A 25,446-nucleotide genomic window follows, 5' to 3' on the forward strand; every position below is an offset into this window, starting at 1 on the left:
GCCGGCCAGGCGTTTCCGACCCGGCTGTTTGACGCCGCCCCGGCATGGCTTCATGCCCTTCGCGACTGAAGCCGTTCCCACACTGACTGATGTCCATGGGATCGGCTTCAGCCCCGAAGCTTTTCCGTGAGGGTCGCACGCAGGCGAATGAATCCGACGCTCGCGAGCCGCCCACCAGGCAAAACGGCCCCTTTACTTCAAAACCACGCCGAAAGGGTCAGTGAACCGAACTGATCATGTTCGTCCTGGCCATGAAATTCACGGGTACGCCAGACGCTGGCGAATGCCAGTTGCCAGTCGTTCCAGGTCAGCGCCACGCCGGCCTTGGCATCGCCGACCCACTCGCGGCTGTCCACCGAGTGGCTGCTCTTGAAGGTATTGCCTTCGAGCAGCATGTTGTGCGCCATGTAGCGGCCTTCCAGATTGGCGAACAGATTCCAGGCAAAACCGCCGCCCTGGTCGAAGAACAGGCTGCCACTCTGCGCGGGCGCCACCGCCGGGATGCTGAAGCTGCGCGCCAGGCCCTGGCCGATACGGACGCCCAAGCCCGCGGAACCATAGCTGTAGAGGTTGCCCAGGGCGACACCCGCGCTCGGCCCGTACTCCATTTCCAGCCCGGCAAAACGCTGTTGCAGCCACCAGCGCTTCTGGTAACCGAGGTTGACGAAGGGTTCGTTGCGCAACTGGTTGTCCCAGCCCCTGGGCTCGTCGCTGCCGGTCGCATCGTGTACCCAGCGCTGAATCTTCTTGCCGCCGGCAGCCGGGCCGACCACGCCGACATCAAGATGCAAGCCACTGGTTTCGCGCCAGCCTTCATACTGGTTATCGGAGAAAAGCGACATTCCGGCGAAGAGCAGGCCGGCATAAGGCCGATCGTCTTCGATCAGCGCGGCCCGCTCGATCTCGTTTGGCGTGTAGATCTGATGCCCGAAGCGGTAGGCGATATTATCGACCTCATCCGCTGTCCAGCCCGGCGTGGCTCCGGCGAACCGCCTCGCCCAATGATCGGCATCCGGCTTGAAGGAGCGCATCAGCTCGAAGCCATTGGTGTAGTGACCGTCGCTGCCGGTCGCAATGATGTCGTTCTCGATCTTCAGCGAATACAGGTCCGCCTGGCTCAGCGCCGGCAAACTGGCGGCGACTAGGGCGAGGGATAAACAGGCACGCGAACATGAAATTGCCATGGCCAGCTCCTTGGTTACATGCAACAGAGAATGTATCTGCATGTTTATAGAGCCTGACATGTGGCCAATCGTTCACCATCGCGCGCCGTTAACGGGCAGATTGCAAGACCTGATAACGCCTCATTCTTGGTGATAAGCACCGTCGGCGAGCGTGGCCAGGCCTACTATCCCCGACGTCATCGAAGGCGAGGGAAATCACGCGAGCCCCTCGAACCGCGCATAGGGATTGCTGCACGGTAGCCGGTAGCCCAGAAAGGTCACTTTGGGGTTGGCCTCCTGATGACGCAGGTAATCGGTGGAGACCATGAAATCGGTCAGTAGCCGGCGCTCGAACTTGTCCACCCTGGGGTCGGTATAGGGCGTGCCTACGCCGGTCTGCTGGCGAATCTTGTACAGGCCCATCAACGCCATGAGTTTATCCTCGCCGTAGTGGCCGGCCAGGGCATCGATGAACCTGCGTTCATCCTCGGCATCCATCCTGAAGTCCCCCACCAGTTGCTGCAGCAGCTGGGGAATGAACACCTGGCGATCCTCGTAGACCCAGGCACCCGCGCCTACCGCGACCAGGCCGAGCGCGGCAGTCGAAGCGATCATGAAGGTACGGCGTTTCATCGAGAGTCCTTAGCTATACAGCAGGTCAGCAGCCCGAATGGACAGCGCGGCGGCAGTCAGGCTGGGGTTGGCGGGCGAGCAGCTCGGGTAGGTCGCGGTACCCACCACGACGAGGTTGCGCATGCGCTGATGCAGCATCTGCCCATCGACCACCGAGCCGTCATCGGCCTGGCCCATGCGCAGGGTGCCCTGCACGTGGGATTCGGTCAGACGCCATTCACGGAAATTGATCGATTCGACCGGCAGTGGCGCCAGCAGCTTTTCAAGGTTGTCCAGACCGTACTGCACGCCCTTGAGGCCGTAGTCGGATTCGCCCTGGTAGTCGATGATCGCATCGCCCGTGGCGGGATCGATCAGCACGCGGCTGTCGCGGTTGGGCAGGTCTTCGCTGACCACCATCAAGGGCAGCAGCTGGTTCCAGCGTCCCGGTTCGGGGCGCAGGCCATAGGGCCAGCGGTTCTCGAAATACACCAGGCAGGCCGAGTGGTCCCTGCGGAAATCGCCGTCATACAGGGCATAGTTCAGGCCGGTGGTGATGGTGCTGCCGTCGAAATTGCCCAGACCATCGAGAAAGACCTCGACGTTGGCGCCGACCTGCTCGTGCAGCCCCCTGCCGGTATCACCGTGGTCGATATCCGAGCGCAGCAGGATGGCCGGGCTCTGAATGGCGTTGGCGCCCAGCACGAAGACATCGCCATGCACCCGGAATTCGCCGTCCTCGCCGCGCAGGGTGGCCGCTTTGACGCTGCTGCCCTCGTATTCGAGGGTGCGCACTTCGGTCTTCAGGCAGACATCCACCCTGGGGTGGCTGAACAGCTCGGCGAAGCCGTTCTGCGCGGTGAACTTGGCATTGACCGGGCACAGGTTGCAGGTGGCATTGGCGCAGCAGACGCCCCGCGTGCCGGTGGCCACCCGCGCACGCCCGGTGGGCATGATGAAGTGATGGTCCGGCATCGCCTTCTTCATCAGCATGTCGATAGTCGAGCCCTTGTGCGGCGGCTGTGGGAAGGGCTGGCTGCGCGGCAGCACCCTGGCCATGTCCGGGTCGCCGGCAATCGACATGATCTGTTCGGCCTGGCAGTAGTAGGGTTCGAGGTCCTCATAGCTCAGCGGCCAGTCGTGGCCCACGCCGTAGAGGCTGTGGGTGGCGAAGTCGCTGGGATGCAGGCGCGGCGTCTGGGAGAACCAGCAGTTCATGCCGCCGCCCAGGGCAATGGTGGTGTTCCAGGGCTTCTCGCCGGGGTTGTCGTAGGTCGACTCGGGCATGATCAGCGAGCTTTGCTGGTTCTGGATCTGCCAGTCCCAGGGATGGAAGTCGCCCCATTCGATGATCAGGGCGCGTCCCTGAATATGCTTCAGGGCTTCACTGAGGAAGAAGCAGGAGCCGAAACCCGACCCGATGACGACCAACTCATAATGCTGTTTGTCTATGTCCCTTGCGCTGACACGGTTGATTTGCACGCAACTCTTTCCTTTCCATTGGCAGGCCGCCGAGTTGACGCAAACTCGTCCAGACAACGCTGCCGATCAACGATCACGCAAGCATTGTTCCCGCCGCGCGTTACAGGTTTCTTTCGTGCACGGCTACAGCAGAGCCAGCGCGCCTCGCTTAAGGGGACCGTCCAGCAGCCTCCAAGTTCATCCACAGCGACCGCTGGCTCCCGAACGACGGCGGACAGAACAGGTCGAAACAAGCGGGTACGTCGCCACACACTCGAGGACAGACCATGCACATCACACCTTCCGCCATCGCCCTCTTCACGTTGCTGGCAACAGGCACGGCCTTTGCCAACGAAAGTGCCCAGGATGGCTCGCAAAACACCACCGATTCCCATCGTCAGCAACTTGAAGATGATTCCGCACATGGCTACCAGAACCCCACCGGAGTCGATCCAGATCCACGCATGGATGATCACCCCGCCCCCAATAGCCATGAGCATGACGAAGACAGCGATGACTGAGGCAACTGTGGAAAACAGCTGACTGCGCTTTCTTCTTTGCAACGCAACCGTTAAGGTCGCCGGCCTTCGCTGACGAGCCGGCATGCCTTATCTGATTTTCGTCACCCTGCTGTGGGCCGTTTCCTTCAACCTTATCGGGATATACCTGGCCGGCGCGGTGGACAGCTACTTCGCCGTGCTCACCCGCGTGCTGCTGGCAGGGCTGATTTTTCTGCCGATGACACGCTGGCGTGGTGTGGCGCCGGGGTTCATTGCTGGCGTGACGGTAGTCGGCATGTTGCAGTTCGGCGTCACCTACCTGTGCCTGTACCTGAGCTTCAACGTGCTGACGGTGGCCGAAGTGCTGCTGTTCACGGTGCTCACGCCACTGCACGTGGCACTGATCGATGATGCGCTGAACCGGCGTTTCAACCCCTGGGCATTGCTCGCCGCAGCGGTGGCCGTGCTCGGGGCGGGGCTGATCCGCTATGACGAGCTCAGCAGCGACTTTCTCGCAGGCTTTCTGCTGCTGCAGCTGGCCAACTTCACCTTTGCCGCTGGCCAGGTCGGCTACAAGCATCTGGCCCGGCATTACCAGTCGCAGATCCCATTGCACCGCCGCTTCGGCTATTTCTTCCTCGGCGCATTGCTGGTGGTCCTGCCGGCCTGGCTGGTGCTTGGTGATCCGGAAAGACTGCCGACCACCTCCACCCAGTGGGGCGTGCTGCTGTGGATGGGCGTGCTGGCCACGGCCCTCGGCCAGTTCTGCTGGAACAAGGGCGCCACCCTGGTGGATGCCGGTACTCTGGCGGTGATGAACAACCTGTCGGTACCGGTCGGCCTGATCATCAACTTCCTGTTCTGGGGCAGCGAAACCCGCCTCGACCTGCTGCTGATCGGCGGGCTGCTGATCCTCGGCTCGCTGTGGATCAGCAGCGCCGGCCAGACCCGCTGCGCAAGAGCCTCGTAGGGTCGAATTCATCCGGCCAACATCGCCTCAAGCCGCCATAGCAGGCAGCCAACCGCATGATTTTATTGATGATTTATCCATGGTTCAGCAGTAACATGCCGGGCTCTGCATGGACGCATTTCTCAGTTTGCCGTCGAGATGCCCATGCACCCGCTTGCCCTGCTTGTGCTGTTGCTCCTTCCGTTCGCCTCGGTTCAGGCCGATGCACCGCGCACCTTCCGCGAAGCCAAGAAGATCGCCTGGACGATCTATGCCGAACGCCCGGTGGATTTCTATTGTGGCTGTGCCTTCAAGGGCAACCGGATCGACCTCGACAGCTGCGGCTATATTCCACGCAAGCAGCCCAAACGCGCCGCTCGCGTGGAGTGGGAACACATCGTCCCGGCCTGGGTGATCGGCCACCAGCGTCAGTGCTGGCAACAGGGCGGGCGCAAGCAGTGCACCGCCAAAGATCCGGTATTCAGCAAGGCCGAAGCCGACCTGCACAACCTGGTGCCGGTGGTCGGCGAGGTCAATGGCGACCGCAGCAATTACGGTTTCGGCATGCTCGCCGAAAAGCCCAGCCAGTACGGCGCCTGCCCTTTCGTGGTCAACTTCAAGCAGCGCACGGCGATGCCGCCGGAGTACAGCCGTGGCGCAATCGCCCGCACCTACCTGTACATGAGCGAGCGCTACGCCCTGCGTCTGTCCAGACAGGACCAGCGCCTGTACGACATCTGGAATCGCCAGTACCCGGTCAGCGAATGGGAACAGTGGCGCAATCGCAGCATCGCCTGCATACAGGGCAACGCCAACCCGCATGTCGGCGAGGTCGATCTGCGCCGCTGCGGCGAGCGGAAATCCCTGGCCAGCCGCTGAAACTCGCTCAAGGGACAGGGAAAAACTCCCTAGAGCTTCAACTCGAAGCGGTCGCCATCGTGATAGGCAGGAAATTTTTCACGAAACGCAGCCAGATCACGGGCGCGCAGGGTCGTGCGGAACACGCCCTCTCCCTCGCCAGCTTCCAGCAGCGGGTCGCCAAGGAAATCGAGTACCTGACTGTCACCACTGTAGGGGTATCCCTTGCCATCCTTACCGACACGATTCACCGCCGCGACGAAGCACAGGTTCTCGATGGCGCGCGCCGGCAGCAGGCGGTTCCAGGCGTTGCGCCGGGCCGCCGGCCAGTTCGCCGTGTAGATCAGCAGATCGGTGCCGTGGGCATCGCGGCTCCATACCGGAAAACGCAGGTCGTAGCAGATCAGCGGGCGCACGCGCCAGCCATTCAGCTCGAACAGGGCTTGGCGTTCGCCCGCCGTGTAGTGCTGGTGCTCGCCGGCCATGCGGAACAGGTGGCGCTTGTCGTAATGCAGGATTTCGCCGTTCGGGCACGCCCAGAGCAGGCGGTTGCGATGGCTGCCGTCCGCCGCCTCGATGATCACGCTGCCGGTGACCACGGCATCCAGGCGCGCGGCCTGCTCGCGCATCCAACTGTAGGTTGGCCCCTCTTCCGGTTCGGCCAGCTGCGCCGCGCTCATGGAAAAGCCGGTGGTGAACATTTCCGGCAGGATGATCAGATCGGCGCCACGCGCCTGCTCCAGCAAGCGGGTGAAATATTCGCGGTTGGCGGCAGCATCCTGCCAGGCCAGCGTGGTCTGGATCAGCACCAGTTCGAGGTAGGGCAATGTGTTCAAATCGCGCATAGTCTTTCCGCCGCCTGGCGCAGCGTCTCCTCCTGTTTGGCGAAGCAGAAACGCACCAGCCGCAGATCGGCAGGCGGCGCCTGGTAGAACACCGAAATGGGAATGCTCGCCACGCCGTGCTCGCGGGTCAGCCATTGCGCCATGGCCACGTCATCCAGATCGGGACGGATCGCCGAATAATCGGCCAGCTGGAAATAGGTGCCCGCCGTACGGGTAAAGCCGAACCGCGAGCCAGCCAGCAGGTCGCAGAACAGGTCGCGCTTGGCCTGATAGAAGCCCGGCAGCTCGGCGATGTGTTCGGGGTGTTCGGCCATGAATTCCGCCAACGCCCATTGCAGCGGCGTCACACCAGTAAAGCTGACGTACTGGTGCACCTTGCGCAGCTCGGCCGTCAGGTTCGGCGGCGCCACCACATAGCCGGTCTTCCAGCCGGTAACGTGGTAGGTCTTGCCGAACGAACTGATCACGAACGCGCGCTGGTACAGCTCCTCGTGACGCAGGACGCTGGCATGCTCGCGACCGTCGAATACCAGATGTTCGTAGACCTCGTCGCTGAGCAGATAGATGTCACGCTCACGAATCAGCGCGGCAAGACGCTCCAGATCGCTGTGATCGATCAGGGCGCCGCTGGGATTATGTGGCGTGTTGAGCACGATCATCCGCGTGCGCGGGGTGATCGCATCGGCCAGGCGCTGCCAGTCGATGGAGAAATCCGGCAGGCTCAGCGGCTGGTGGATACAGACACCGCCGGCAAGCTCCACCGCCGGCTCGTAGCTGTCGTAGCAGGGGTCGAAGACGATCACCTCGTCGCCGGCACGTACCACCGCATGGATCGCGCAGAAGATCGCCTGGGTCGCGCCCGGCGTGATGGTGATTTCACTGTCCGCACTCACCTGTCGGCCATACAGCGACCGGACCTTCAGCGCTACCTGCTCGCGCAATGCCGGCAATCCAGCCATGGGCGCGTACTGGTTGTGCCCGGTCATGACCGCCCGCCCTACCGTTTCGCGCAACGCCTGTGGCCCGTCGAAATCGGGAAAACCCTGGGACAGATTGATCGCTCCCACCTCGGCAGCGAGCTGCGACATGGTGCTGAAGATGGTGGTACCGACGTTGGGCAGCTTGCTGGTGATCATCGGGTTCGCTCAAGGCTGGACACTGGAAGCGAAAAACCGGAAGCCCCTGCGAAAGAACTTCCAGCTTCTGGCTTCCGGCTCGTGGCTATTTTTTATCCCGGCGCTTCTTCTCGGCCTTCTTGTGGTGCGACATAAGTCGGCGCTTCTTGTTCACCTGGCGGTCGGTCAGGGTGTTCTTCTTGCCCTCGTAGGGGTTTTCGCCGCCCTTGTATTCGATGCGGATCGGCGTGCCGACCAGCTTGAGTACGCGCCGGTAGGTGTTTTCCAGATAGCGCGTATAGGACTTGGGTACCGCTTCGACCTGGTTGCCGTGAATCACGATCAGCGGCGGGTTGGCGCCGCCCAGGTGCGCATAACGCAACTTGATCCGGCGACTGCCGATCATCGGCGGCGCATGCTCGCGCACCGCATCCTCGAGAATCTGCGTCAGCCGGCTGGTGGGCCAGCGGGTAACGGCCGAGGTGAAGGAGGCCTGCACCGACTTGTACAGATTGCCGACGCCAGTGCCGTGCTTGGCCGAGATGAAATGGATGTCGGCGAACTCGACGAAGAACAGCCGGCGCTCCAGCTCGGTCTTCACGTAGTCGCGCTCGCCAGGCTCCATGCCGTCCCACTTGTTCAACGCAATGACCAGCGCCCGGCCACTGTCGAGCACGAAGCCAAGCAGGTTCAAGTCGTGCTCGACCACGCCTTCGCGCGCATCCATGACGAAGATCACCACGTTGGCGTCCTGGATCGCCTGCAGCGTCTTGACCACGGAAAACTTTTCCACCGCCTCGAAGATCTTGCCGCGGCGGCGCACGCCCGCGGTATCGATCAGGGTGTACTTCTCATCACCACGCTCGAAGGGAATATAGATGCTGTCGCGCGTGGTGCCGGCCTGGTCATAGACGATGACCCGCTCCTCACCGAGCATGCGGTTGACCAGGGTCGACTTGCCGACGTTGGGACGACCGATGATGGCGATCTTGATGCCATCTTTCTCGCTCGGGCCAGGAATACGCTTGAGTTCCTGGCCTTCGACGGCAGTCTCGCCCTCTTCCACGCCCTCTTCTTCAGTAACCTCGGCGTTATCCTTGGGGAAGCTGCCCAGCGCCTGATCGAGCATGTAACTGATGCCACGACCGTGCGCGGCGGCGATGGGCAGCGCATCACCCAGGCCCAGTGGGCTGAACTCGGCGCGGGCGATGTCCGGGTCGATGCTGTCGACCTTGTTCACCACCAGGAAATGGCGCTTGTTCATCTTGCGCAGATGCTCGGCGATCATCTGGTCGCCCGGCGTCATGCCCGCGCGCGCGTCGACCATGAACATCACCGCATCGGCCTCTTCCATGGCCTGTAGCGACTGCTCGGCCATCTTGGCGTCGATCCCTTCTTCGTCGCCCGTCAGGCCGCCGGTATCGATGACGATATAGGTGCGGCCCTGCCACTTGGCCTCGCCGTACTGGCGATCACGGGTCAGACCGGCATACTCGGCCACGATGGCGTCACGACTTTTGGTCAGACGGTTGAACAGGGTGGACTTGCCGACGTTCGGGCGGCCCACCAGGGCGATTACGGGAACCATGCGGCTCTCCACTGCGATATTTCAGAAAACACGAAGGCCGCTGCGAGGCAGCGGCCGGATATCAGGCGCTGCCTACACGGCAGCGCGACGAACGAAACGCAGCTAATCCGCCTGGCGAATGGTCAATGCGACCAGCTTGCCATCGTTGCCATAGCTGTACAGCCAGTCACCCTCGACCACCGGTCGAGTGCGCAGGCCGGCACTGTCGATGCGGGAGCGAGCGACGAAACGGCCATCGACCTGACTCAGCAGATGCAGATAGCCTTCCTTGTCCCCCACCACAACGTAGCTGGAAAATACCGTGGGACCGGAAAGCTCGCGGCGCGCCAGTGAATCGTTGCTCCAGAGGACGGTTGTCGAGCGCTCATCGATGCCTACTACCGAACCGTCGGCCTGGCTTACATAAATGCTGCCGTAACCCAGAGCGACACCGGACGACGTGGAGGCGTCACGCTGCCAGAGTATCCGTCCGCTTTCCAGATCCAGCGCGGCGGCGCGGCCCTGGTAGGTGGCGACATAAATCACTCCACCCGACAGCAACAGGCCACCGTCGATATCGACCACACGCTCCAGCTCGGAGCGGCCCTGGGGAATCGCCACGCGCTGCTCCCACACCGGCAGACCACGGCGGGTATCCAGCGCGACCACCTTGCCGCTGGACAGGCCGGCTATCGCCAGTTCATTGGTCAGCAGCGGCGCACCCGTGCCGCGCAGTGTCAGCACGGCGGGAGAACTCTCGTAGCTCCAGCGCTGCTCGCCGTTATCGATGTCCAGCGCGATGACGCGGTCATCCTGGGTCTGTACCACCACCACGTCGCCATTGACGGCAGGCGCGGCGAGCACCTCGCTGCTGACCTGGCTACGCCAGCGCTCTTCACCGCTGGAGACATCCAGCGCCAGCACTTCGCCGCGCAGGGTGCCTACCAGAACCAGGCCATAACCCGCGCCCACGGCACCAGAGATCGGCACGTCCAGCTTTTTCTTCCAGTTCACCTTGCCAGTCTCGCGGTCCATGGCGACCACCAGCCCCTCGATATCGGCGGCAAAAATCTCGTTGCCGTAGACCACGGGCGCCAGCAGATTGTAGGTCTTGCCCTGTCCCTTGCCGACCGAGCGGCTCCATTCCTTCTTCAGTTCGACTTCAGCATCGAACTTGACCAGTTCGGCCGGACCGGGCTCTTTCTTGTCGTTGCTGCTGCACCCTGCCGCCAGAACGGCCAGGGTCAGCAGCGCTGCAGTTTTCCAACGCATCGATTCACGCCTCTCCACGAGCCAGGTCATCCAGTTTCAGTTGCAAGCCGCCAATGGCGGCATCCTGCGACAACGACTCCTTGGCCTTGGAATAGGCGGCATGGGCCTCGTCATGACGTTCGAGCTTGAGCAGCAGGTCGCCGCGCAATTCTTCACGGCTGGCGGCGAAGGCTTTGGGCGCCTCGCCAGCCAGCAGCGCCAGCGCCGCCTCGGTCTTGTCCTGGGCGGACAGCACGCGGGCCAGACGCTGGCGGGCAAGTTCTTCGAGCGTCTTGTCCGCAGGTTTGTCCAGCACGCCCTGCAGTTCTGTCGCGGCCTCGTCGAGACGACCGGATTCGACGGCGACCTTGGCGACGAACAGACTGCCGTACTGCGCATAATGCGTGCCGGCAAAATCCTTCTTGAGGCGCTGCCCCAGGCGCGAGACTTCCGCGACATCCGGTGCGGAATCATTCAGTGCCGCCATCAGCAACTGCTGATAGATCGCCGATGCGCCATGCGCCTGGTTGAGCTGATGCTTCTGCCAGAACTGCCAGCCAAACACCAGCGCCAACGCCAGGGCAGCGCCCGTCAGCAATGGCATGCCGTTACGCTGCCACCACTCCTTGATCTGAGCCAGTTGTTCTTCTTCGTTACCCGAGGTCACGCTGTTACTCCTTTGATTCGCTGAATTCGGACCTGTCGATCACGCCAGACAGGCAGCCAGACGCTCGGGCAGAGCATCCCAGGCAATGCTTTGTTGTTCGCTGTCGTCGCGCAGCGGCTTGCAACCTACCACGCGACCGGCCAGTTCGTCCTCACCCAGAATCAGTGCGAAACGTGCGCCGCTCTTGTCGGCCTTCTTGAACTGGCTCTTGAAGCTGCCGCCGCCGGCATTGACCAGCAGGCGCAGGCCCGGCAGTTCGTCGCGCATGCGCTCGGCCAGCGCCAGCGCGGCCAGTTCGGCCGCCTCGCCAAAGGCACAGATATAGGCATGAGCAGGCTGGTTGAGCGTCTCGGGCACCTGTCCCAGGGTTTCCAGCAACAGCACCAGCCGCTCCACACCCATGGCAAAGCCCACACCCGGCGTCGGCTTGCCGCCGAACTGGCTGATCAGCCCGTCGTAGCGGCCACCGGCACAGACGGTGCCCTGCGCGCCCAGCCGGTCGGTCACCCACTCGAACACGGTGCGCCCGTAATAATCCAGGCCGCGCACCAGCTTCGGATTGATCTCATAGGCAATGCCAGCGGCATCGAGCCGCGCCTTGAGCCCGGCGAAATGCGCGCGCGATTCCTCGTCGAGGAAATCGCTCAGCGTCGGCGCATCGGCCAGCAACGCCTGGGTCTGGGCATTCTTGCTGTCGAGAATGCGCAACGGATTGGTGGTCAGGCGGCGCTGGCTGTCTTCGTCGAGCTGGTCGAAACGCTGCTGCAGATACGCGACCAGTGCATCGCGGTAGGTCGCGCGGGCCTCGCTGGAACCCAGGCTGTTGAGCTGCAGGGTCACGGCATCGGCGATGCCGAGCTGCTTCCACAGGCGCGCGGTGAGCACGATCAGCTCGGCATCGACGTCCGGCCCCGGCTGGTTGAAGACTTCCACGCCAATCTGGTGGAACTGCCGATAGCGGCCCTTCTGCGGCTTCTCGTAGCGGAACATCGGCCCGCTGTACCAGAGTTTCTGCACCTGGCCGCCGCCGGTCATGCCGTGCTCCAGCACCGCGCGCACGCAGCCGGCGGTGCCTTCGGGGCGCAGGGTCAGGGATTCCTCGTTGCGGTCGAGAAAGGTGTACATCTCCTTGTCCACCACGTCCGTGCCCTCGCCGATACCACGGGCGAAGAGGTCGGTGAATTCGAGAATCGGCAGGCGGATCTCGCTGTAGCCATAGCCGTCGAGCAGCTGCGCGAAGGTACTTTCCAGGTAACGCCAGACCGGCGTTTGCGCCGGCAGGATATCGTTCATGCCACGAATGGCTTGCAGGGACTTGCTCAAATCGGTTCCTTAATCAGCTGCGCAGGATCAGTGCCGCATCGCTCTCGGCTTTCTCGGCAGCCTTGCGGCGGATCAGCTGTTCCAGCTCATCCACCAGATTTTCGTTGGTCAGTTTCTGTGCCGGCTTGCCGTCGATATAGACGAGGTTGTTGGGGCTGCCGCCAGTGAGGCCGATGTGCGCCTCCTTGGCTTCGCCCGGACCGTTGACGATGCAACCGATCACCGCGACATCCATCGGCACCAGCAGGTCTTCCACGCGGTTTTCCAGCTCGTTCATGGTCTTGACCACATCGAAGTTCTGCCGCGAGCAGCTCGGACAGGCGATGAAGTTGATCCCTCGCGAACGCAGCCGCAGTGACTTGAGGATATCGAAACCGACCTTGATTTCTTCCACCGGATCGGCTGCCAGGGAAATGCGGATGGTGTCGCCGATGCCTTCGGCCAGCAACATGCCCAGCCCCACCGCCGACTTCACCGTACCCGAACGCAGGCCGCCGGCTTCGGTGATGCCCAGGTGCAGGGGCTGTTCGATTTCCTTCGCCAGCAGGCGATAGGCGGCAACGGCCATGAACACGTCGGAAGCTTTCACGCTGACCTTGAAGTCGGGAAAGTTCAGCCGGTCCAGATGCTCGACGTGGCGCAGCGCGGACTCCACCAGCGCCTCGGGCGTCGGCTCGCCGTATTTCTTCTGCAGGTCCTTTTCCAGCGAGCCGGCATTGACGCCGATGCGGATCGGAATGCCACGATCCCGTGCGGCATCGACCACGGCGCGCACCCGGTCCTCACGACCGATATTGCCCGGATTGATGCGCAGGCAATCGACGCCCAGTTCAGCCACGCGCAGGGCGATCAGGTGGTCGAAATGGATATCGGCGACCAGCGGCAACTGCACGCGCTGGCGGATCTTGCCGAAGGCCTCCGCCGCATCCATCGAGGGTACCGAGACGCGCACGATATCGGCGCCGGCATCCTGCAGGCGCTGGATCTGTGCGACGGTCGCATCGACATCGCAGGTTTCGGTATTGGTCATGCTTTGCACGGCAATGGGCGCATCGCCACCGACCGGCACGTTGCCTACCCAGATCTTGCGAGTGGGACGGCGCTTGATGGGGGACTCAGAATGCATGATTACTGTCCGAGCTTGAGACGCGCGGTCTCGCCACGCGTAATATCAGAAAGATTGACGGCTTCGCCGTTGAAGCTCACTTGCGCGCCTGAAGGGAAGCCGAGATGCAGATCCAGTGGCGTCTTGCCGACCAGGGTACGGCTGCTGCCGGCCTTGGCCAGCGCGCTGTAGAGCACTTCGCCGTCAGCATCGGTTACCCGCGTCCAGCAGTCGGCGGTGAAATTCAGCGTCAGGCGACCTTCACCCGGCGCCAGCGAAACGGCTTCAGTCTCTGGCGACGGTGCCGTAGCCGCTGGCGCGGCGACAGGTGCTTCGTCCGCAACAGAAGGTTCTTCAGTCGGTGCTACAACTGGCGCCTGCTCGGCCTGTTCCTGCGAAGAAAGGCCGGCGGCTGGCGGCGTATCGAGCGACTCGCCCAAGGCTGGCTCAAGCGGCTCTTCGTCACGTTCAAGCAGGTGAATCTCGGTGGTGCCGTCTGCAGCTTCCACCTCGATCTGATCCAGCGTGGTGACTGCCGGGACGGACTGGCTGCGCGTGGACTGATCCTGCCACCAGAACAGTGCAGCCGCCGCGGCGATCAGGACCAGCGCGAACACGAAGAAACGCATCACGCCACGTGACAATCGCGCCGGCTCGTCGATGTGCCCCAGGCTGTTGATGCTGCTGGCGGCGGCGCCCGTACCGGTATGGTGATCGAATTCGTTGACCAGGCGATTCTGATCCAGCCCCAGCAACTTGGCATAGGCCCGCACATAGCCACGGGCGAAGGTCAGTCCCGGCAGCCGGCTGAAGTCACCGGCTTCGATCTGGGCCAGCGAGCGCTCCGACAGGTTGAGTTGCTGGGCTACCGAAGAAAGCGGCAAACCCTTTTCTTCACGCGCAGCGCGAAGCGTTTCGCCAGGGTTGGCAGCCGTCGGGGCAGCCACTTCGGAATGGGGCGCGGTCATCGTTGCTCCGAAAGAAACTGTTGATATTCAGGCGTACCCGGATACAGCCGCTTGAGCTGCAGCCCCAGGCTCGCAGCCTGATTGCGGTCCTGGTGAATATTGGCCAGACGAATGCCCAGCAGCAAGCTGCGAGCACTTTGCTCGGACAGGCTGCTGAAACCGTCGTAATAACGCTTCGCCGGTACGTAATCCTTGGCCTCGTACGCGAGCAACGCCAATTCGAGCAGGGCACGCGGCTGGCGGCTGTCGAGGCGCAGCGCGCGGGTAAAGTAGGTTTCGGCCTGCTCGCGCTGTCCCAGCTGCAATGCGGTCATGCCCATGTTCTGAAAGACCCGCGCACGCTCGCTGTACAGATTGTCCTCGGAGGCCTTGGTGAAACGCTCCATGGCCTCCGGATAGCGTTTCTGCTCGAACAGGAAGCTGCCATAGTTGTTCAGGATGCGTGCGTCATTGCGCCCGGAAAGGGCCTTGCGGTAGTGCTCGTCGGCCAGCTGGTACTCCATCTCGTTCTGGAACACCAGCGCCAGGGCCGCATGGGCATCGGCGCTGCCGGGGTCCAGTTCGAGCGCCTTGCGCAGGGGCGTCTTCGCCCGCGCGGCCTCACCCTGCTGCAGGTAACCGATACCGAGCTGGATATAGGCATCACGCGCCTGCTCGCGCCCGCTCGAGGTACGTAGCGGATCACTGGAGCCTGAAGAAACACAACCGGCCATAAGGCCGGTAAGTAGAAGCAGCAGCGCAATGCGCGTGGTCATCAGCATCCCCCTCAGGATCGGTTCGTGGCAATGGGCGCCGCAGGCTCGGACTGCAACTCACGCACAGCGATGTAACGCTCGCTTCGGCGTGTACGATCCATCACCTGTCCGACCAACTGGCCGCAGGCTGCATCGATATCCTCACCACGGGTGGTCCGCACCGTCACATTGTGCCCGGCTTTATGCAGGATGTCCTGAAAACGCCGGATGGCATTGTTGCTGGGCCGCTCATAGCCTGAATGGGGGAATGGATTGAAAGGAATCAAATTGATTTTGCAGGGTATTTTAGCCAGCAGCGCAATCATCTGTTCGGCATGCTCGGGCTGATCGTTGACGCCCTGCAAAAGGGTGTATTCGATGGTGAGAACACGTTTCTCGCCCAGGCTGGAAATATAGTTCTGGCAGGAGGCCAGGAGCATCTCCAGCGGATACTTCTTGTTGATCGGCACCAACTGGTCGCGCAATGCATCGTTCGGCGCATGCAGTGAAAGCGCCAGCGACACGTCGATGACCTTGGACAGCTCGTCGATCATCGGCACTACGCCGGATGTCGAGAGCGTCACCTTGCGCTTGGAAATCCCGTAACCGAGATCGTCCATCATGATGTGCATGGCGGCGACGACATTGTCGAAATTGAGCAGCGGCTCGCCCATGCCCATCATCACCACGTTGGTGATGGCGCGATCGACCTTGGCCGGAACGCTGCCGAAGGATTTGTTGGCGATCCACACCTGACCGATCACTTCGGCTGCGGTGAGGTTGCTGTTGAAGCCCTGCTTGCCGGTGGAGCAGAAACTGCAATCCAGCGCACAGCCCGCCTGGGAGGAAACGCACAGCGTGCCACGCCCCCCCTGCGGAATATAAACGGTCTCGACACAGCTGCCCGATGCGACACGCACCACCCATTTGCGGGTGCCGTCGCTGGAAATGTCCTCGCTGACGATTTCCGGGCCGCGTATCTCGGCAGAAGCCTTGAGCTTTTCGCGCAAGGCCTTGCCGATGTTGCTCATGGCGTCGAAGTCATCGACGCCAAAGTGGTGAATCCATTTCATCACCTGACCGGCACGAAAGCGCTTCTCCCCGATGGACTCGAAGAAGCGTTCCAGCTGTGGCTGGGTCAGCCCCAGCAGATTGACTTTGGCAGTCGTGGCAATCATGGAATTCACCTGTCGCTCAACTCAGCGAATACGCGCGCAGACTTCGGTTTCAGCGAAGAAGTAAGCGATTTCGCGAGCGGCGGAGGCTTCGGAGTCCGAACCGTGTACGGCGTTTTCGTCGATGGAAACGGCGAAATCGGCACGGATGGTGCCTGCTGCGGCTTCTTTAGGGTTGGTTGCACCCATCAGCTCGCGGTTCTTGGCAATGGCGTCTTCGCCTTCCAGAACCTGGACGATGACCGGACCGGAAACCATGAAAGCCACCAGATCCTTGAAGAAACCGCGCTCGCTGTGCTCAGCGTAGAAACCGCCGGCTTCGCGCTCGGACAGCTGGACCATCTTGGAAGCGACGACGCGCAGGCCGGCCTTCTCGAAACGGGTGGTGATTTCGCCGACGACATTCTTGGCGACAGCGTCAGGCTTGATGATGGAGAAGGTACGTTGCAGGGCCATGTGAAGCTCCAGTCTGGTGGGTTTAAAGCAAACGAGTAAACCCGCGAATTATACGCGGGTTCGGGTTAAAAACATAAGGGTGGGAGCCGGCGACCGGACGAGCCAGACCGCAAGCTGCAAGCCAGCGTAGGGTGGATGTCGCTTTTTTACATCCACCGTGACTCCGCTCGTCGGGTCGGTGAAGCGTGACCCGACCTACAACTGAACGAGCCAGCGTCATTTTTTACATCCACCGAGACTTCGCTCGCCGGGTCGCTGAGGCGTGATCCGACCTACAACTGAACGAATAAAGCGCTTTTTCGTCCAGCCTTAAGCCTTCAGCGCTCTTGTCGTGTCAATCGGCTTCTTCTATCCAGGCCGCCTGAATGGCCTCGAGCACCTTCTCGCCGCCGCGCGCCGGATCATCGGAAAACTCCGGCAGCTCGATCACCCAGCGATGCAGGTCGACGAAGTTGACGTAGCGCGGGTCCACATCCGGTCTGCTTTCCGCCAGCTCGATGGCAATATCCAGTACATCCGCCCATTTGAGACTCATCGTGATGCCCTCGCCTTCAATGGCCTTCGGAAACCTGGTTGATGGTGTACTTCGGGATTTCCACCACCAGATCGGCGTCAGCTACAACGGCCTGGCAGGACAGACGCGAGGCAGGCTCCAGGCCCCAGGCCTTGTCCAGCATGTCATCTTCCAGCTCGTCGGAAGCTTCCAGCGAGGCGAAGCCTTCCCGAATCACCACATGACAGGTGGTGCAGGCACAGGACTTCTCACAGGCGTGCTCGATATCGATGCCGTGGCGTAACGCGGCATCCAGCACGGTTTCACCGACCTGGGCCTCTACCACCGCGCCCTCCGGACAATGGTCTGCATGAGGCAGGAAAACAATCTGCGGCATCTGGGTCATTCCTCGATATCGTTGAGCTGCCGTCCGGCCAGCGCGGCCTTGACGGTTGAGTCCAGGCGGCGCGCCGCGAAGGCATCGGTAATCTGGCTCAGGCGCTTGATCTGGCGCTCGATGGCGATGCCGTCCTGGCTGTCGAGCAGTTCACGCAGCGCCTGCATCTGCACCTCGATGGCGTTGCGCTCCTCCTCACTGAGCAGACGCTCGCCATCAGCCACCAGGGCGGCCTCGACCGCTTCGAGCAGACGCTGGGCATCGACCAGCTGTTCGCGCAGCGCACGAGCCGCCTTGTCTTCACCGGCCTTTTGGAAGGAGTCTTCCAGCATCCGCGCGATCTCCCCGTCGGTCAGCCCGTAGGATGGCTTGACCTGAATACTCGACTCGACGCCCGATGCCAGTTCTCGGGCGGAAACGCTGAGCAGTCCGTCGGCATCAACCTGGAAGGTAACGCGAATCTTCGCCGCACCGGCGACCATCGACGGAATACCGCGCAGCTCGAAGCGTGCCAGCGAGCGACAGTCGGCGATCAGCTCACGCTCGCCCTGGAGCACGTGAATCATCATGGCCGACTGCCCATCTTTATAGGTGGTGAACTCCTGCGCCCGCGCGACCGGGATGGTGGTATTGCGCGGGATGATCTTTTCCATCAGCCCGCCCATGGTCTCCAGGCCCAGCGACAGCGGGATCACGTCCAGCAGCAGCAGCTCTTCGCCATCGCGATTGTTGCCGGCCAGGGTTTCGGCCTGGATCGCCGCGCCGATGGCCACCACCTGATCGGGGTCGATATCGGTCAGCGGCTGGCGACCGAACATCTCGCCCACCCGCTCACGCACACGCGGCACCCGCGTGGAACCACCGACCATTACCACCGCATGGACTTCATCCAGCTCGACAGCGGAATCACGCAGCGCACGCCGGCAGGCCTTGAGGCTACGGGCGATCAGCGGATCGACCAGCTCGTGGAAGGTCGCCCGGGTCAGAACACCTTGCCAGTCGGCGTAGTTCAGCTCGACGGACTCGGCAGTGGTGAGTCGCTCCTTGGCCTCGCAGGCCAGCTTGAGCACCTCGCGCTGCGCACCCGGCGCCAGATCCGCCGAAGCGCCGGCCTGGGCCAGAATCCAGCTGGCAATCGCATGATCGAAGTCATCACCGCCCAGCGCCGTATCGCCACCGGTGGCCAGCACCTCGAATACGCCCTTGGTCAGGCGCAGGATGGAAATATCGAAGGTTCCGCCGCCCAGATCGTAGATCGCCACGACACCTTCGGCCTGTCGATCGAGACCATAGGCCACGGCCGCAGCGGTCGGCTCGTTGAGCAGGCGCAGCACATTGAGATTGGCCAGCCGCGCGGCATCTTTGGTCGCCTGCCGCTGAGCATCGTCGAAATAGGCCGGCACCGTGATCACCGCGCCCACCAGCTCGCCACCCAGCACCGCCTCGGCGCGCTCGCGCAAGGCGCGCAGGATCTCGGCGGAGATTTCAACCGGGCTTTTCGCCCCCTGCACCGTCTCGATGAAGGGCATCTGCGACTCGCCCTCGCTGAAGCGATATGGCAGCTGGCCACCCAGCTGCATGACGTCGCCAACGCCACGCCCCATCAGGCGCTTGACCGAGAGGATGGTGTTCAGCGGGTCGCTGGATGCCGCCCGCCTGGCCGCACGACCCACTTCGACATGGTCGGCGTGGTAACGCACGGCAGAAGGCAGTATCACCTCACCGTCCGCATCGGCCAGTGGCGCGGTGATACCGCTGCGCAGCGCCGCCACGAGAGAATTGGTGGTGCCCAGATCGATACCAACCGCCAGACGACGCTGGTGGGGTTGCGGGCTTTGTCCGGGCTCAGCTATCTGAAGTAAGGCCATGTCTGTCTGATATCGGGCGCAGCGCCGGGCGCTACGCGGGGTTAATCGTCGAGGCGCTCTTCCAGCAGGCGCACTTCCTGGGACAGTTTGTCGAGAAACTGCATGCGACGAACCAGCCGCTCGGCTTCCTCGCGCTGCGCCGGGTCCTGCCAGACGCGGGAGAAGGCCTGATTGATGTCCTGCTGCGCCGCCTTGAGGCGAGACTTGAAGGTCATGACGCCAGCCATGTCGGCCTCGTCATGCAACTCTTCCAGCTCTTCACGCCAGTGCATCTGCTGCATCAGGAACTCGGGGTCCTGGACGGTCGCCTCGAGCGGCATCTCCTGACCCTGCAGCGCAAGCAGGTAGCGCGCCCGCCGCGAAGGGCTTTTCAGCGTCTGGTAGGCCTCGTTCAGATTGGCCGACTCTTCGACCGCTCGCCGCTGCTCCAGCTCGCCACCATCGGCGAACCGGTCGGGATGGACCTTGCGCGCCAGTTCGCGATAACGCGACGACAGCATGTCCAGATCGAGATCGAATACCGGCTGCAACTCGAACAGCGCGTAATGACAGGGAATACCCACGGCGTCCTCAGATGTTGAAGCTCTCGCCGCAGCCGCATTCGCCGCGCACGTTGGGGTTGTTGAACTTGAAGCCCTCGTTGAGGCCCTCTCGGACGAAGTCGAGCTCGGTGCCGTCAAGATAGACGAGGCTCTTCGGGTCGATGATGATCTTGACGCCGTGGTTGTCGAAAACCGCATCCTCGGCAGCTGCCTCATCGACGAATTCGAGCACGTAAGCCAACCCAGAACAGCCCGTGGTGCGCACACCCAGCCTGACCCCGATGCCCTTGCCGCGCCCTTCGAGAGAACGGCGCACGTGATCGGCGGCGGCGGTCGTCATGCTGATAGCCATCGATACCTCCTTCGCTTATGCCTGGGGCAGGCCTTTCTTCTCGCGATAGTCACGCACCGCTGCCTTGATGGCATCCTCTGCCAGTACCGAGCAGTGGATCTTCACGGGCGGCAGGGCCAGCTCTTCGGCGAGCTGCGTGTTCTTGATGGTTTCGGCTTCTTCCAGGGTCTTGCCCTTCATCCACTCTGTGGCGAGGGAGCTGGAAGCGATGGCCGAGCCGCAACCGTAGGTCTTGAACTTAGCGTCTTCGATCACGCCCTGCTCGTTGACCTTGATCTGCAGGCGCATCACGTCGCCGCAGGCCGGGGCGCCGACCATGCCGGTGCCGATGGAAGGATCCTCGGCGTCGAACTTGCCGACGTTACGGGGGTTTTCGTAGTGGTCGATGACCTTGTCACTGTATGCCATGGTGCAATCCTCGTTGATTCAGACTATGCGCTGTGCAGCGACTCAGTGAGCCGCCCACTCGACCGTGGAAAGATCGACGCCATCCTTGAACATGTCCCACAAAGGTGAAAGTTCACGCAGCTTGGTGACTGCCTCGCTGACCTTCTGCGCGGCATAGTCGACTTCTTCTTCAGTGGTGAAGCGACCGAAGGTGAAGCGGATCGAGCTATGCGCCAACTCGTCGTTGCGGCCAAGGGCGCGAAGTACGTAGGACGGCTCCAGTGAAGCGGAGGTGCAGGCCGAACCGGACGACACCGCCAGGTCCTTGAGCGCCATGATCAACGACTCGCCTTCCACATAGTTGAAGCTGAGGTTGAGGTTGTGCGGCACTCGCGCCGTCATACTGCCGTTGACGTACAGTTCCTCGAGATGCTCGACCTGCTTGAAGAAGCGATCACGCAGCGCACGGATACGCTCGTTTTCCGCCGCCATTTCTTCCTTGGCAATACGGAAGGCCTCGCCCATGCCCACCGACTGATGCGCAGCCAGTGTGCCCGAACGCATGCCGCGCTCGTGGCCACCACCATGCATCTGCGCTTCGAGGCGCACGCGCGGTTTGCGGCGAACGTAGAGCGCACCGACTCCCTTGGGACCGTAGGTCTTGTGGGCGGAGAAGGACATCAGGTCGACCTTCAGCTTCTCCAGATCGATCTCCACCTTGCCGGTCGACTGCGCCGCATCGACGTGGAACAGCACGCCGCGCGAGCGGGTCAGTTCGCCTATGGCAGCGATGTCGTTGATGGTGCCGATCTCGTTGTTCACGTGCATGATCGATACCAGCACGGTGTCGTCACGCAATGCGGCTTCGACCATGGCCGGGGTGATCACACCATCAGTGGTCGGATCGAGGTAAGTGACCTCGAACCCTTCGCGCTCAAGCTGGCGGGTGGTATCGAGTACCGCCTTGTGTTCGATCTTGCTGGTGATGATGTGCTTGCCCTTGGAAGCATAGAAATGGGCAACACCCTTGATGGCGAGGTTGTCGGACTCTGTTGCACCGGAGGTCCAGACGATCTCGCGCGGGTCCGCATTGACCAGCTCGGCCACCTGGCGACGCGCATTCTCCACGGCCTCTTCGGCCTTCCAGCCAAAGGCATGGGAACGCGAAGCCGGATTGCCGAAATTGCCGTCGGCAGTCAGGCACTCGATCATTTTCTCGGCCACACGCGGGTCGACCGGCGTGGTAGCGGAGTAGTCCAGGTAAATCGGCAGTTTCATCAGGTATCTCCTATTCGGCTGTCGCCCGGCTCATTCGATGGCGGACGCTTCAATCTTGTCGTGTTGCGGTGTCTGGCCATTGGCATGACGCATATTCTGCCGCATCGCCACCTCCTGGACCTCGCGCCGATTGACCAGATCGGCCAGGCTGATGCCACTGAGGAATTCGTGAATCTGCTGGCTCAGGTCGCACCAGAGGTGGTGAGTCAGGCAGGTATCGCCCGAATGACAATCACCCAGCCCCTGGCAGCGTGTGGCATCCACGGACTCGTTGACCGCATCGATCACCTGTACGACCTGTATATCGGCCATTGCACGGGACAGCTGATAACCACCGCCCGGGCCGCGAACGCTACTGACCAGACTGCCACGGCGCAGTTTGGCGAACAGCTGTTCGAGGTAGGAAAGCGAAATGCCCTGGCGTTCGGATATATCCGCTAGTGAGACGGGACCCTGCTGCGCATGCAGCGCCAGGTCGAGCATCGCGGTTACGGCGTAACGGCCTTTGGTAGTCAATCGCATCAGCTTGCACCAAGCATCAAGGTTTGGCGCAAGTATGCAATACCCGAGTATTTAGATCAACTATATGACCTATCAATTTACTCAGCCTTTCACCGAATAGCCGCTTGCAGCGAGGCGCGCCCCAACCGGAGCAGCATCATACCAGCTAGCACCCGGCCCGCCATCATGCTCGCGGCCCTTCTCCATCGTGCTTGATTTCAGCGAAATCTTCCTCGCGCAGCTCTGGCATCTTCCTGGCGCAATAATCGCTTCCCAGCGCGGTAAGCGCTTGGCCCATTTCCTCCATGCGCGCCTCGACCGCCTGCACATGGTCGAGCAACTGCTCGATGGCGCGGGCGAGCGGGTCTGGCATGTCCGCGCTGACGCCATAGGCATCGAAGCCGATTTTCTCGGCAATCGCCTTGCGCCTGGCCTCTTGGGTTTCATCGGATTTGATGATGACCTTGCCGGGAATGCCCACCGCAGTCGCGCCCGCCGGCACCTCGCGCGTCACCACCGCATTGGAGCCGACCTTGGCGCCCGCGCCGACCGTGAACGGCCCGAGAATCTTCGCCCCGGCGCCGACGATCACACCATTCTCCAGCGTCGGATGGCGCTTGCCCTTGTTCCAGCTGGTGCCACCCAGGGTCACCCCGTGATAGAGCGTCACATCGTCGCCAATTTCGGCGGTTTCACCGATGACGATGCCCATGCCGTGGTCGATGAAAAAGCGTCGACCGATCTGCGCACCAGGGTGAATCTCGATGCCGGTGAGCCAGCGCGCCAGATTGGAGTTCATCCGCGCCAGCCACTTGCAGTCCTTGCGCCACAGCCAGTGGGACAGCCGGTGAAACCAGACTGCGTGCAATCCCGGATAGCAGGTGACCACCTCGAAGGCGTTGCGCGCTGCGGGATCGCGATGGAATACGCTCTGGATATCTTCGCGCATGCGCTCGAACATCAGTCTTGTCTCCGCTTGTGAGGCTCACCGCGAACGGCCTTCTGGGTCTCGGTCAGAATGCCGCGCAGGATGTTCATTTCCAGCTTGCTGACGCCACTGCGACCGTAGAGCCGGCGCAATCGGGGCATCAGGTGACGGGGCTTTTCGGGATCGAGGAAACCGATATCGATCAGCGTCTGCTCAAGATGCCCGTAATAGTGCTCCAGCTCGTCGGCGGTCACCGGCTGCGCATTGAGCAGCGAGGTGGTTTCCAGCTTCTCCTGCTTGCTCGGCTGATCATGGGCGGCCAGCCAGGCCATGCGCACCTCGTAGGCGAGCACCTGCACAGCTGCGGCAAGGTTCAGCGAACTGAATTGCGGATCGGAAGGGATGTGCACGTGGTAATGGCAACGTTGCAGTTCTTCGTTGGTCAGTCCCGCATATTCGCGACCGAAGACCAGCGCCACTTCGCCGCCCTGCTCAGCCTGCTCGATACAGGCCGAGCCCGACTCGCGAGGATCCAGCAGGGGCCAGGGAATACGCCGGTCACGCGCGCTGGTGCCAAGCACGACGCTGCACCCTACCAGCGCTTCCTCAAGGGTTGCGACGATTTGCGCCGCATCGAGAATATCGGTTGCGCCCGACGCACGCGCCACCGCCTCGGAACTGGGAAAATCCTCGGGGTCGACCAGCACCAGCCGGGACAGCCCCATGTTCTTCATGGCCCGAGCGGCACCACCGATATTGCCAGGATGGCTGGTATTGACCAGCACCACGCGAATGTTCTGAAGCGACACTGTTTCTTCCCGGCCAAAAGCAAAGGCAAAAGCTTACAGGAAGCACCCGCTGCTTCGCCATTGAACTGCGGCGCATACAACATGTGGCGAATGCTTTCTGCTAGAATTCGCGGCTTTCTTTAAACGACCAGGTATTTGATCGATGCAGCCCATGCTGAATATCGCGCTGCGCGCCGCCCGCAGCGCCGGCGAACTGATTATTCGTTCCACCGAGCGCCTGGACGTGATCTCGGTCAGCGAAAAAGACGCTCGCGACTACGTCTCTGAAATCGACCGCAACGCGGAACAACTCATCATCACCGCGTTGCGCAAGGCCTATCCGAACCACGGCATTCTTGGCGAAGAAAGCGGGCTGTCGCAAGGCTCTGGTGATGGCGCCGATTACCTGTGGATCATCGATCCGCTGGATGGCACCACCAACTTCCTGCGTGGCGTTCCGCATTACGCGGTCAGCATCGCCTGCAAGTACCGCGGTCGCCTGGAACATGCCGTGATCATCGATCCGGTGCGCCAGGAAGAATTCACCGCCAGCCGGGGACGCGGCGCCGCACTCAATGGCCGTCGCCTGCGCGTCGGCTCGCGCAAGAGCCTCGAAGGCGCCCTGCTGGGTACCGGCTTCCCGTTCCGCGACGGGCAGATGGACAACCTGGATGCCTATCTCAGCATGTTCCGCAGCCTGGTCGGCCAGACTGCCGGCGTACGCCGCGCGGGCGCTGCGAGCCTGGACCTGGCCTACGTCGCTGCCGGTCGCTTCGACGCCTTCTGGGAGTTCGGTCTTTCCGAATGGGACATGGCTGCAGGCGCGCTGCTGATTCAGGAAGCGGGCGGACTGGTCAGTGATTTCTCCGGCGGTCATGATTTCCTTGAAAAAGGCCAGGTCGTCGCCGGCAACAGCAAGTGCTTCAAGGCCGTACTGACCGCGATCCAGCCGCACCTGACACCCTCACTGAAGCGCTGACAGCTCGCCAGACAGCCACAAAAAAAGCGCCCCGAAAGGCGCTTTTTTTGATCATCATGTCCCGTCCTGAATAAGGTTTACACCTTTCCCCCGAGAACCTGGAGACCTCGATGGATCAAGGTGTTAAGCGAACCCAGCGTGATTACTCACTGACTTTTAAATTGGCTGTGGTCGACCAGATCGA

Annotated in this window: 28 protein-coding genes; 4 read left to right on the plus strand and 24 right to left on the minus strand. The window is 62.0% G+C overall.

The genetic code is table 11. From position 1 onward, the window contains the following. Positions 1-197 precede the first annotated feature (197 nt). From G7020_RS15015 to G7020_RS15025, 3 genes are all read right to left on the minus strand, one after another. The gene (locus G7020_RS15015) at positions 198-1,184 is read right to left on the minus strand and encodes a lipid A deacylase LpxR family protein (RefSeq protein WP_181085823.1); all 987 of its coding nucleotides are present in this window, start codon (positions 1,182-1,184) and stop codon (positions 198-200) included. Between the two features lie 195 nt (positions 1,185-1,379). Beyond that, positions 1,380-1,796 (minus strand): hypothetical protein, encoded by a 417-nt coding sequence (locus G7020_RS15020; protein ID WP_181085825.1) that lies wholly within the window; start codon positions 1,794-1,796, stop codon positions 1,380-1,382. A gap of 9 nt (positions 1,797-1,805) precedes the next feature. After that, a complete protein-coding gene (locus tag G7020_RS15025) occupies positions 1,806-3,257 on the minus strand; it encodes a GMC oxidoreductase (protein ID WP_181085827.1) in 1,452 nt (483 codons plus the stop codon). A 266-nt stretch (positions 3,258-3,523) separates the two neighbouring features. Here G7020_RS15025 and G7020_RS15030 point away from each other — a divergent pair, with 266 nt between their 5' ends. The 3 genes from G7020_RS15030 (at position 3,524) to G7020_RS15040 (ending at position 5,564) form a co-directional block, all read left to right on the plus strand. Beyond that, complete coding sequence (locus G7020_RS15030; protein WP_181085829.1) at positions 3,524-3,757, plus strand: hypothetical protein; 234 nt, start codon at positions 3,524-3,526, stop codon at positions 3,755-3,757. 82 nt (positions 3,758-3,839) lie between these two features. Continuing rightward, the gene (locus G7020_RS15035; protein WP_181085834.1) at positions 3,840-4,706 is read left to right on the plus strand and encodes a carboxylate/amino acid/amine transporter; all 867 of its coding nucleotides are present in this window, start codon (positions 3,840-3,842) and stop codon (positions 4,704-4,706) included. A gap of 144 nt (positions 4,707-4,850) precedes the next feature. After that, positions 4,851-5,564, plus strand: coding sequence for an endonuclease (locus tag G7020_RS15040; RefSeq protein ID WP_181085836.1), 714 nt, complete (start codon positions 4,851-4,853; stop codon positions 5,562-5,564). A gap of 29 nt (positions 5,565-5,593) precedes the next feature. Here the strand turns inward: G7020_RS15040 and G7020_RS15045 are convergent, their stop codons facing one another. The 21 genes from G7020_RS15045 to trmJ form a co-directional block, all read right to left on the minus strand. After that, the gene (locus G7020_RS15045; protein WP_181085838.1) at positions 5,594-6,388 is read right to left on the minus strand and encodes an amidohydrolase; all 795 of its coding nucleotides are present in this window, start codon (positions 6,386-6,388) and stop codon (positions 5,594-5,596) included. Then, positions 6,376-7,524 (minus strand): pyridoxal phosphate-dependent aminotransferase, encoded by a 1,149-nt coding sequence (locus G7020_RS15050; RefSeq protein WP_181085841.1) that lies wholly within the window; start codon positions 7,522-7,524, stop codon positions 6,376-6,378. The genes G7020_RS15045 and G7020_RS15050 overlap by 13 nt, the downstream gene beginning before the upstream one ends. Positions 7,525-7,609: 85 nt before the next feature. Further along, positions 7,610-9,091: a ribosome biogenesis GTPase Der gene (der, locus tag G7020_RS15055; RefSeq protein ID WP_181085843.1), complete on the minus strand. Its 1,482-nt coding sequence runs from the start codon at positions 9,089-9,091 to the stop codon at positions 7,610-7,612. 102 nt (positions 9,092-9,193) lie between these two features. After that, the gene (bamB, locus tag G7020_RS15060; RefSeq protein ID WP_181085845.1) at positions 9,194-10,342 is read right to left on the minus strand and encodes an outer membrane protein assembly factor BamB; all 1,149 of its coding nucleotides are present in this window, start codon (positions 10,340-10,342) and stop codon (positions 9,194-9,196) included. Positions 10,343-10,346: 4 nt separating this feature from the next. Beyond that, positions 10,347-10,988 carry a tetratricopeptide repeat protein gene (locus G7020_RS15065; RefSeq protein WP_181085847.1) on the minus strand — a complete coding sequence of 214 codons (642 nt, stop codon included), beginning with the start codon at positions 10,986-10,988 and terminating at the stop codon, positions 10,347-10,349. Positions 10,989-11,027: 39 nt separating this feature from the next. Beyond that, positions 11,028-12,311, minus strand: coding sequence for a histidine--tRNA ligase (gene hisS / locus G7020_RS15070; RefSeq protein ID WP_181085849.1), 1,284 nt, complete (start codon positions 12,309-12,311; stop codon positions 11,028-11,030). 13 nt (positions 12,312-12,324) lie between these two features. Further along, positions 12,325-13,437: a flavodoxin-dependent (E)-4-hydroxy-3-methylbut-2-enyl-diphosphate synthase gene (ispG, locus tag G7020_RS15075; RefSeq protein ID WP_181085851.1), complete on the minus strand. Its 1,113-nt coding sequence runs from the start codon at positions 13,435-13,437 to the stop codon at positions 12,325-12,327. Between the two features lie 2 nt (positions 13,438-13,439). Then, a complete protein-coding gene (locus tag G7020_RS15080) occupies positions 13,440-14,384 on the minus strand; it encodes a RodZ domain-containing protein (protein WP_181085853.1) in 945 nt (314 codons plus the stop codon). Beyond that, on the minus strand, positions 14,381-15,139 hold the full coding sequence (pilW, locus tag G7020_RS15085) for a type IV pilus biogenesis/stability protein PilW (RefSeq protein ID WP_181085855.1): 759 nt from the start codon (positions 15,137-15,139) through the stop codon (positions 14,381-14,383). The genes G7020_RS15080 and pilW overlap by 4 nt, the downstream gene beginning before the upstream one ends. A gap of 11 nt (positions 15,140-15,150) precedes the next feature. Continuing rightward, on the minus strand, positions 15,151-16,296 hold the full coding sequence (rlmN, locus tag G7020_RS15090; RefSeq protein ID WP_181085857.1) for a 23S rRNA (adenine(2503)-C(2))-methyltransferase RlmN: 1,146 nt from the start codon (positions 16,294-16,296) through the stop codon (positions 15,151-15,153). A 21-nt stretch (positions 16,297-16,317) separates the two neighbouring features. Beyond that, a complete protein-coding gene (gene ndk / locus G7020_RS15095; RefSeq protein WP_181085859.1) occupies positions 16,318-16,749 on the minus strand; it encodes a nucleoside-diphosphate kinase in 432 nt (143 codons plus the stop codon). 334 nt (positions 16,750-17,083) lie between these two features. Continuing rightward, positions 17,084-17,284: a Fe-S cluster assembly protein IscX gene (gene iscX, locus G7020_RS15100; RefSeq protein ID WP_181085861.1), complete on the minus strand. Its 201-nt coding sequence runs from the start codon at positions 17,282-17,284 to the stop codon at positions 17,084-17,086. 16 nt (positions 17,285-17,300) lie between these two features. Further along, positions 17,301-17,639 carry an ISC system 2Fe-2S type ferredoxin gene (gene fdx, locus G7020_RS15105; protein ID WP_181085863.1) on the minus strand — a complete coding sequence of 113 codons (339 nt, stop codon included), beginning with the start codon at positions 17,637-17,639 and terminating at the stop codon, positions 17,301-17,303. A 5-nt stretch (positions 17,640-17,644) separates the two neighbouring features. Further along, on the minus strand, positions 17,645-19,507 hold the full coding sequence (gene hscA / locus G7020_RS15110) for a Fe-S protein assembly chaperone HscA (RefSeq protein ID WP_181085866.1): 1,863 nt from the start codon (positions 19,505-19,507) through the stop codon (positions 17,645-17,647). A gap of 41 nt (positions 19,508-19,548) precedes the next feature. Further along, positions 19,549-20,070, minus strand: a complete 522-nt coding sequence (gene hscB, locus G7020_RS15115; RefSeq protein WP_181085869.1) for a co-chaperone HscB — start codon at positions 20,068-20,070, stop codon at positions 19,549-19,551. A gap of 7 nt (positions 20,071-20,077) precedes the next feature. Beyond that, on the minus strand, positions 20,078-20,401 hold the full coding sequence (iscA, locus tag G7020_RS15120; RefSeq protein ID WP_181085878.1) for an iron-sulfur cluster assembly protein IscA: 324 nt from the start codon (positions 20,399-20,401) through the stop codon (positions 20,078-20,080). Between the two features lie 15 nt (positions 20,402-20,416). Next, the gene (gene iscU / locus G7020_RS15125; protein ID WP_045425243.1) at positions 20,417-20,809 is read right to left on the minus strand and encodes a Fe-S cluster assembly scaffold IscU; all 393 of its coding nucleotides are present in this window, start codon (positions 20,807-20,809) and stop codon (positions 20,417-20,419) included. Positions 20,810-20,851: 42 nt separating this feature from the next. Continuing rightward, on the minus strand, positions 20,852-22,066 hold the full coding sequence (locus G7020_RS15130) for an IscS subfamily cysteine desulfurase (protein ID WP_181085880.1): 1,215 nt from the start codon (positions 22,064-22,066) through the stop codon (positions 20,852-20,854). A 30-nt stretch (positions 22,067-22,096) separates the two neighbouring features. Next, a complete protein-coding gene (iscR, locus tag G7020_RS15135; protein WP_181085882.1) occupies positions 22,097-22,588 on the minus strand; it encodes a Fe-S cluster assembly transcriptional regulator IscR in 492 nt (163 codons plus the stop codon). Positions 22,589-22,751: 163 nt separating this feature from the next. Next, positions 22,752-23,528: a serine O-acetyltransferase gene (cysE, locus tag G7020_RS15140; RefSeq protein ID WP_181085884.1), complete on the minus strand. Its 777-nt coding sequence runs from the start codon at positions 23,526-23,528 to the stop codon at positions 22,752-22,754. Next, positions 23,528-24,304 (minus strand): tRNA (cytosine(32)/uridine(32)-2'-O)-methyltransferase TrmJ, encoded by a 777-nt coding sequence (gene trmJ, locus G7020_RS15145; RefSeq protein WP_181085886.1) that lies wholly within the window; start codon positions 24,302-24,304, stop codon positions 23,528-23,530. The genes cysE and trmJ overlap by 1 nt, the downstream gene beginning before the upstream one ends. Positions 24,305-24,446: 142 nt before the next feature. On the opposite strand from trmJ, the gene suhB reads away from it, so the two are divergent. Next, entirely contained in the window at positions 24,447-25,262 is an 816-nt protein-coding gene (gene suhB, locus G7020_RS15150) for an inositol-phosphate phosphatase (RefSeq protein WP_181085888.1), read from the plus strand. Positions 25,263-25,446 lie beyond the last annotated feature (184 nt).

Source organism: Stutzerimonas stutzeri, from assembly GCF_013522825.1.
GTDB classification, from domain to species: domain Bacteria; phylum Pseudomonadota; class Gammaproteobacteria; order Pseudomonadales; family Pseudomonadaceae; genus Stutzerimonas; species Stutzerimonas stutzeri_AK.

Coding starts and splice junctions, on each gene's coding strand:
- G7020_RS15015 (WP_181085823.1), bottom strand. CDS start 1,184: ATGGCAATTTCATGTTCGCGTGCCTGTTTATCCCTCGCCCTAGTCGCC.
- G7020_RS15020 (WP_181085825.1), bottom strand. CDS start 1,796: ATGAAACGCCGTACCTTCATGATCGCTTCGACTGCCGCGCTCGGCCTG.
- G7020_RS15030 (WP_181085829.1), top strand. CDS start 3,524: ATGCACATCACACCTTCCGCCATCGCCCTCTTCACGTTGCTGGCAACA.
- G7020_RS15035 (WP_181085834.1), top strand. CDS start 3,840: ATGCCTTATCTGATTTTCGTCACCCTGCTGTGGGCCGTTTCCTTCAAC.
- G7020_RS15040 (WP_181085836.1), top strand. CDS start 4,851: ATGCACCCGCTTGCCCTGCTTGTGCTGTTGCTCCTTCCGTTCGCCTCG.
- G7020_RS15045 (WP_181085838.1), bottom strand. CDS start 6,388: ATGCGCGATTTGAACACATTGCCCTACCTCGAACTGGTGCTGATCCAG.
- G7020_RS15050 (WP_181085841.1), bottom strand. CDS start 7,524: ATGATCACCAGCAAGCTGCCCAACGTCGGTACCACCATCTTCAGCACC.
- der (WP_181085843.1), bottom strand. CDS start 9,091: ATGGTTCCCGTAATCGCCCTGGTGGGCCGCCCGAACGTCGGCAAGTCC.
- bamB (WP_181085845.1), bottom strand. CDS start 10,342: ATGCGTTGGAAAACTGCAGCGCTGCTGACCCTGGCCGTTCTGGCGGCA.
- ispG (WP_181085851.1), bottom strand. CDS start 13,437: ATGCATTCTGAGTCCCCCATCAAGCGCCGTCCCACTCGCAAGATCTGG.
- G7020_RS15080 (WP_181085853.1), bottom strand. CDS start 14,384: ATGACCGCGCCCCATTCCGAAGTGGCTGCCCCGACGGCTGCCAACCCT.
- pilW (WP_181085855.1), bottom strand. CDS start 15,139: ATGACCACGCGCATTGCGCTGCTGCTTCTACTTACCGGCCTTATGGCC.
- rlmN (WP_181085857.1), bottom strand. CDS start 16,296: ATGATTGCCACGACTGCCAAAGTCAATCTGCTGGGGCTGACCCAGCCA.
- ndk (WP_181085859.1), bottom strand. CDS start 16,749: ATGGCCCTGCAACGTACCTTCTCCATCATCAAGCCTGACGCTGTCGCC.
- iscX (WP_181085861.1), bottom strand. CDS start 17,284: ATGAGTCTCAAATGGGCGGATGTACTGGATATTGCCATCGAGCTGGCG.
- fdx (WP_181085863.1), bottom strand. CDS start 17,639: ATGCCGCAGATTGTTTTCCTGCCTCATGCAGACCATTGTCCGGAGGGC.
- hscA (WP_181085866.1), bottom strand. CDS start 19,507: ATGGCCTTACTTCAGATAGCTGAGCCCGGACAAAGCCCGCAACCCCAC.
- iscA (WP_181085878.1), bottom strand. CDS start 20,401: ATGGCTATCAGCATGACGACCGCCGCCGCCGATCACGTGCGCCGTTCT.
- iscU (WP_045425243.1), bottom strand. CDS start 20,809: ATGGCATACAGTGACAAGGTCATCGACCACTACGAAAACCCCCGTAAC.
- G7020_RS15130 (WP_181085880.1), bottom strand. CDS start 22,066: ATGAAACTGCCGATTTACCTGGACTACTCCGCTACCACGCCGGTCGAC.
- iscR (WP_181085882.1), bottom strand. CDS start 22,588: ATGCGATTGACTACCAAAGGCCGTTACGCCGTAACCGCGATGCTCGAC.
- cysE (WP_181085884.1), bottom strand. CDS start 23,528: ATGTTCGAGCGCATGCGCGAAGATATCCAGAGCGTATTCCATCGCGAT.
- suhB (WP_181085888.1), top strand. CDS start 24,447: ATGCAGCCCATGCTGAATATCGCGCTGCGCGCCGCCCGCAGCGCCGGC.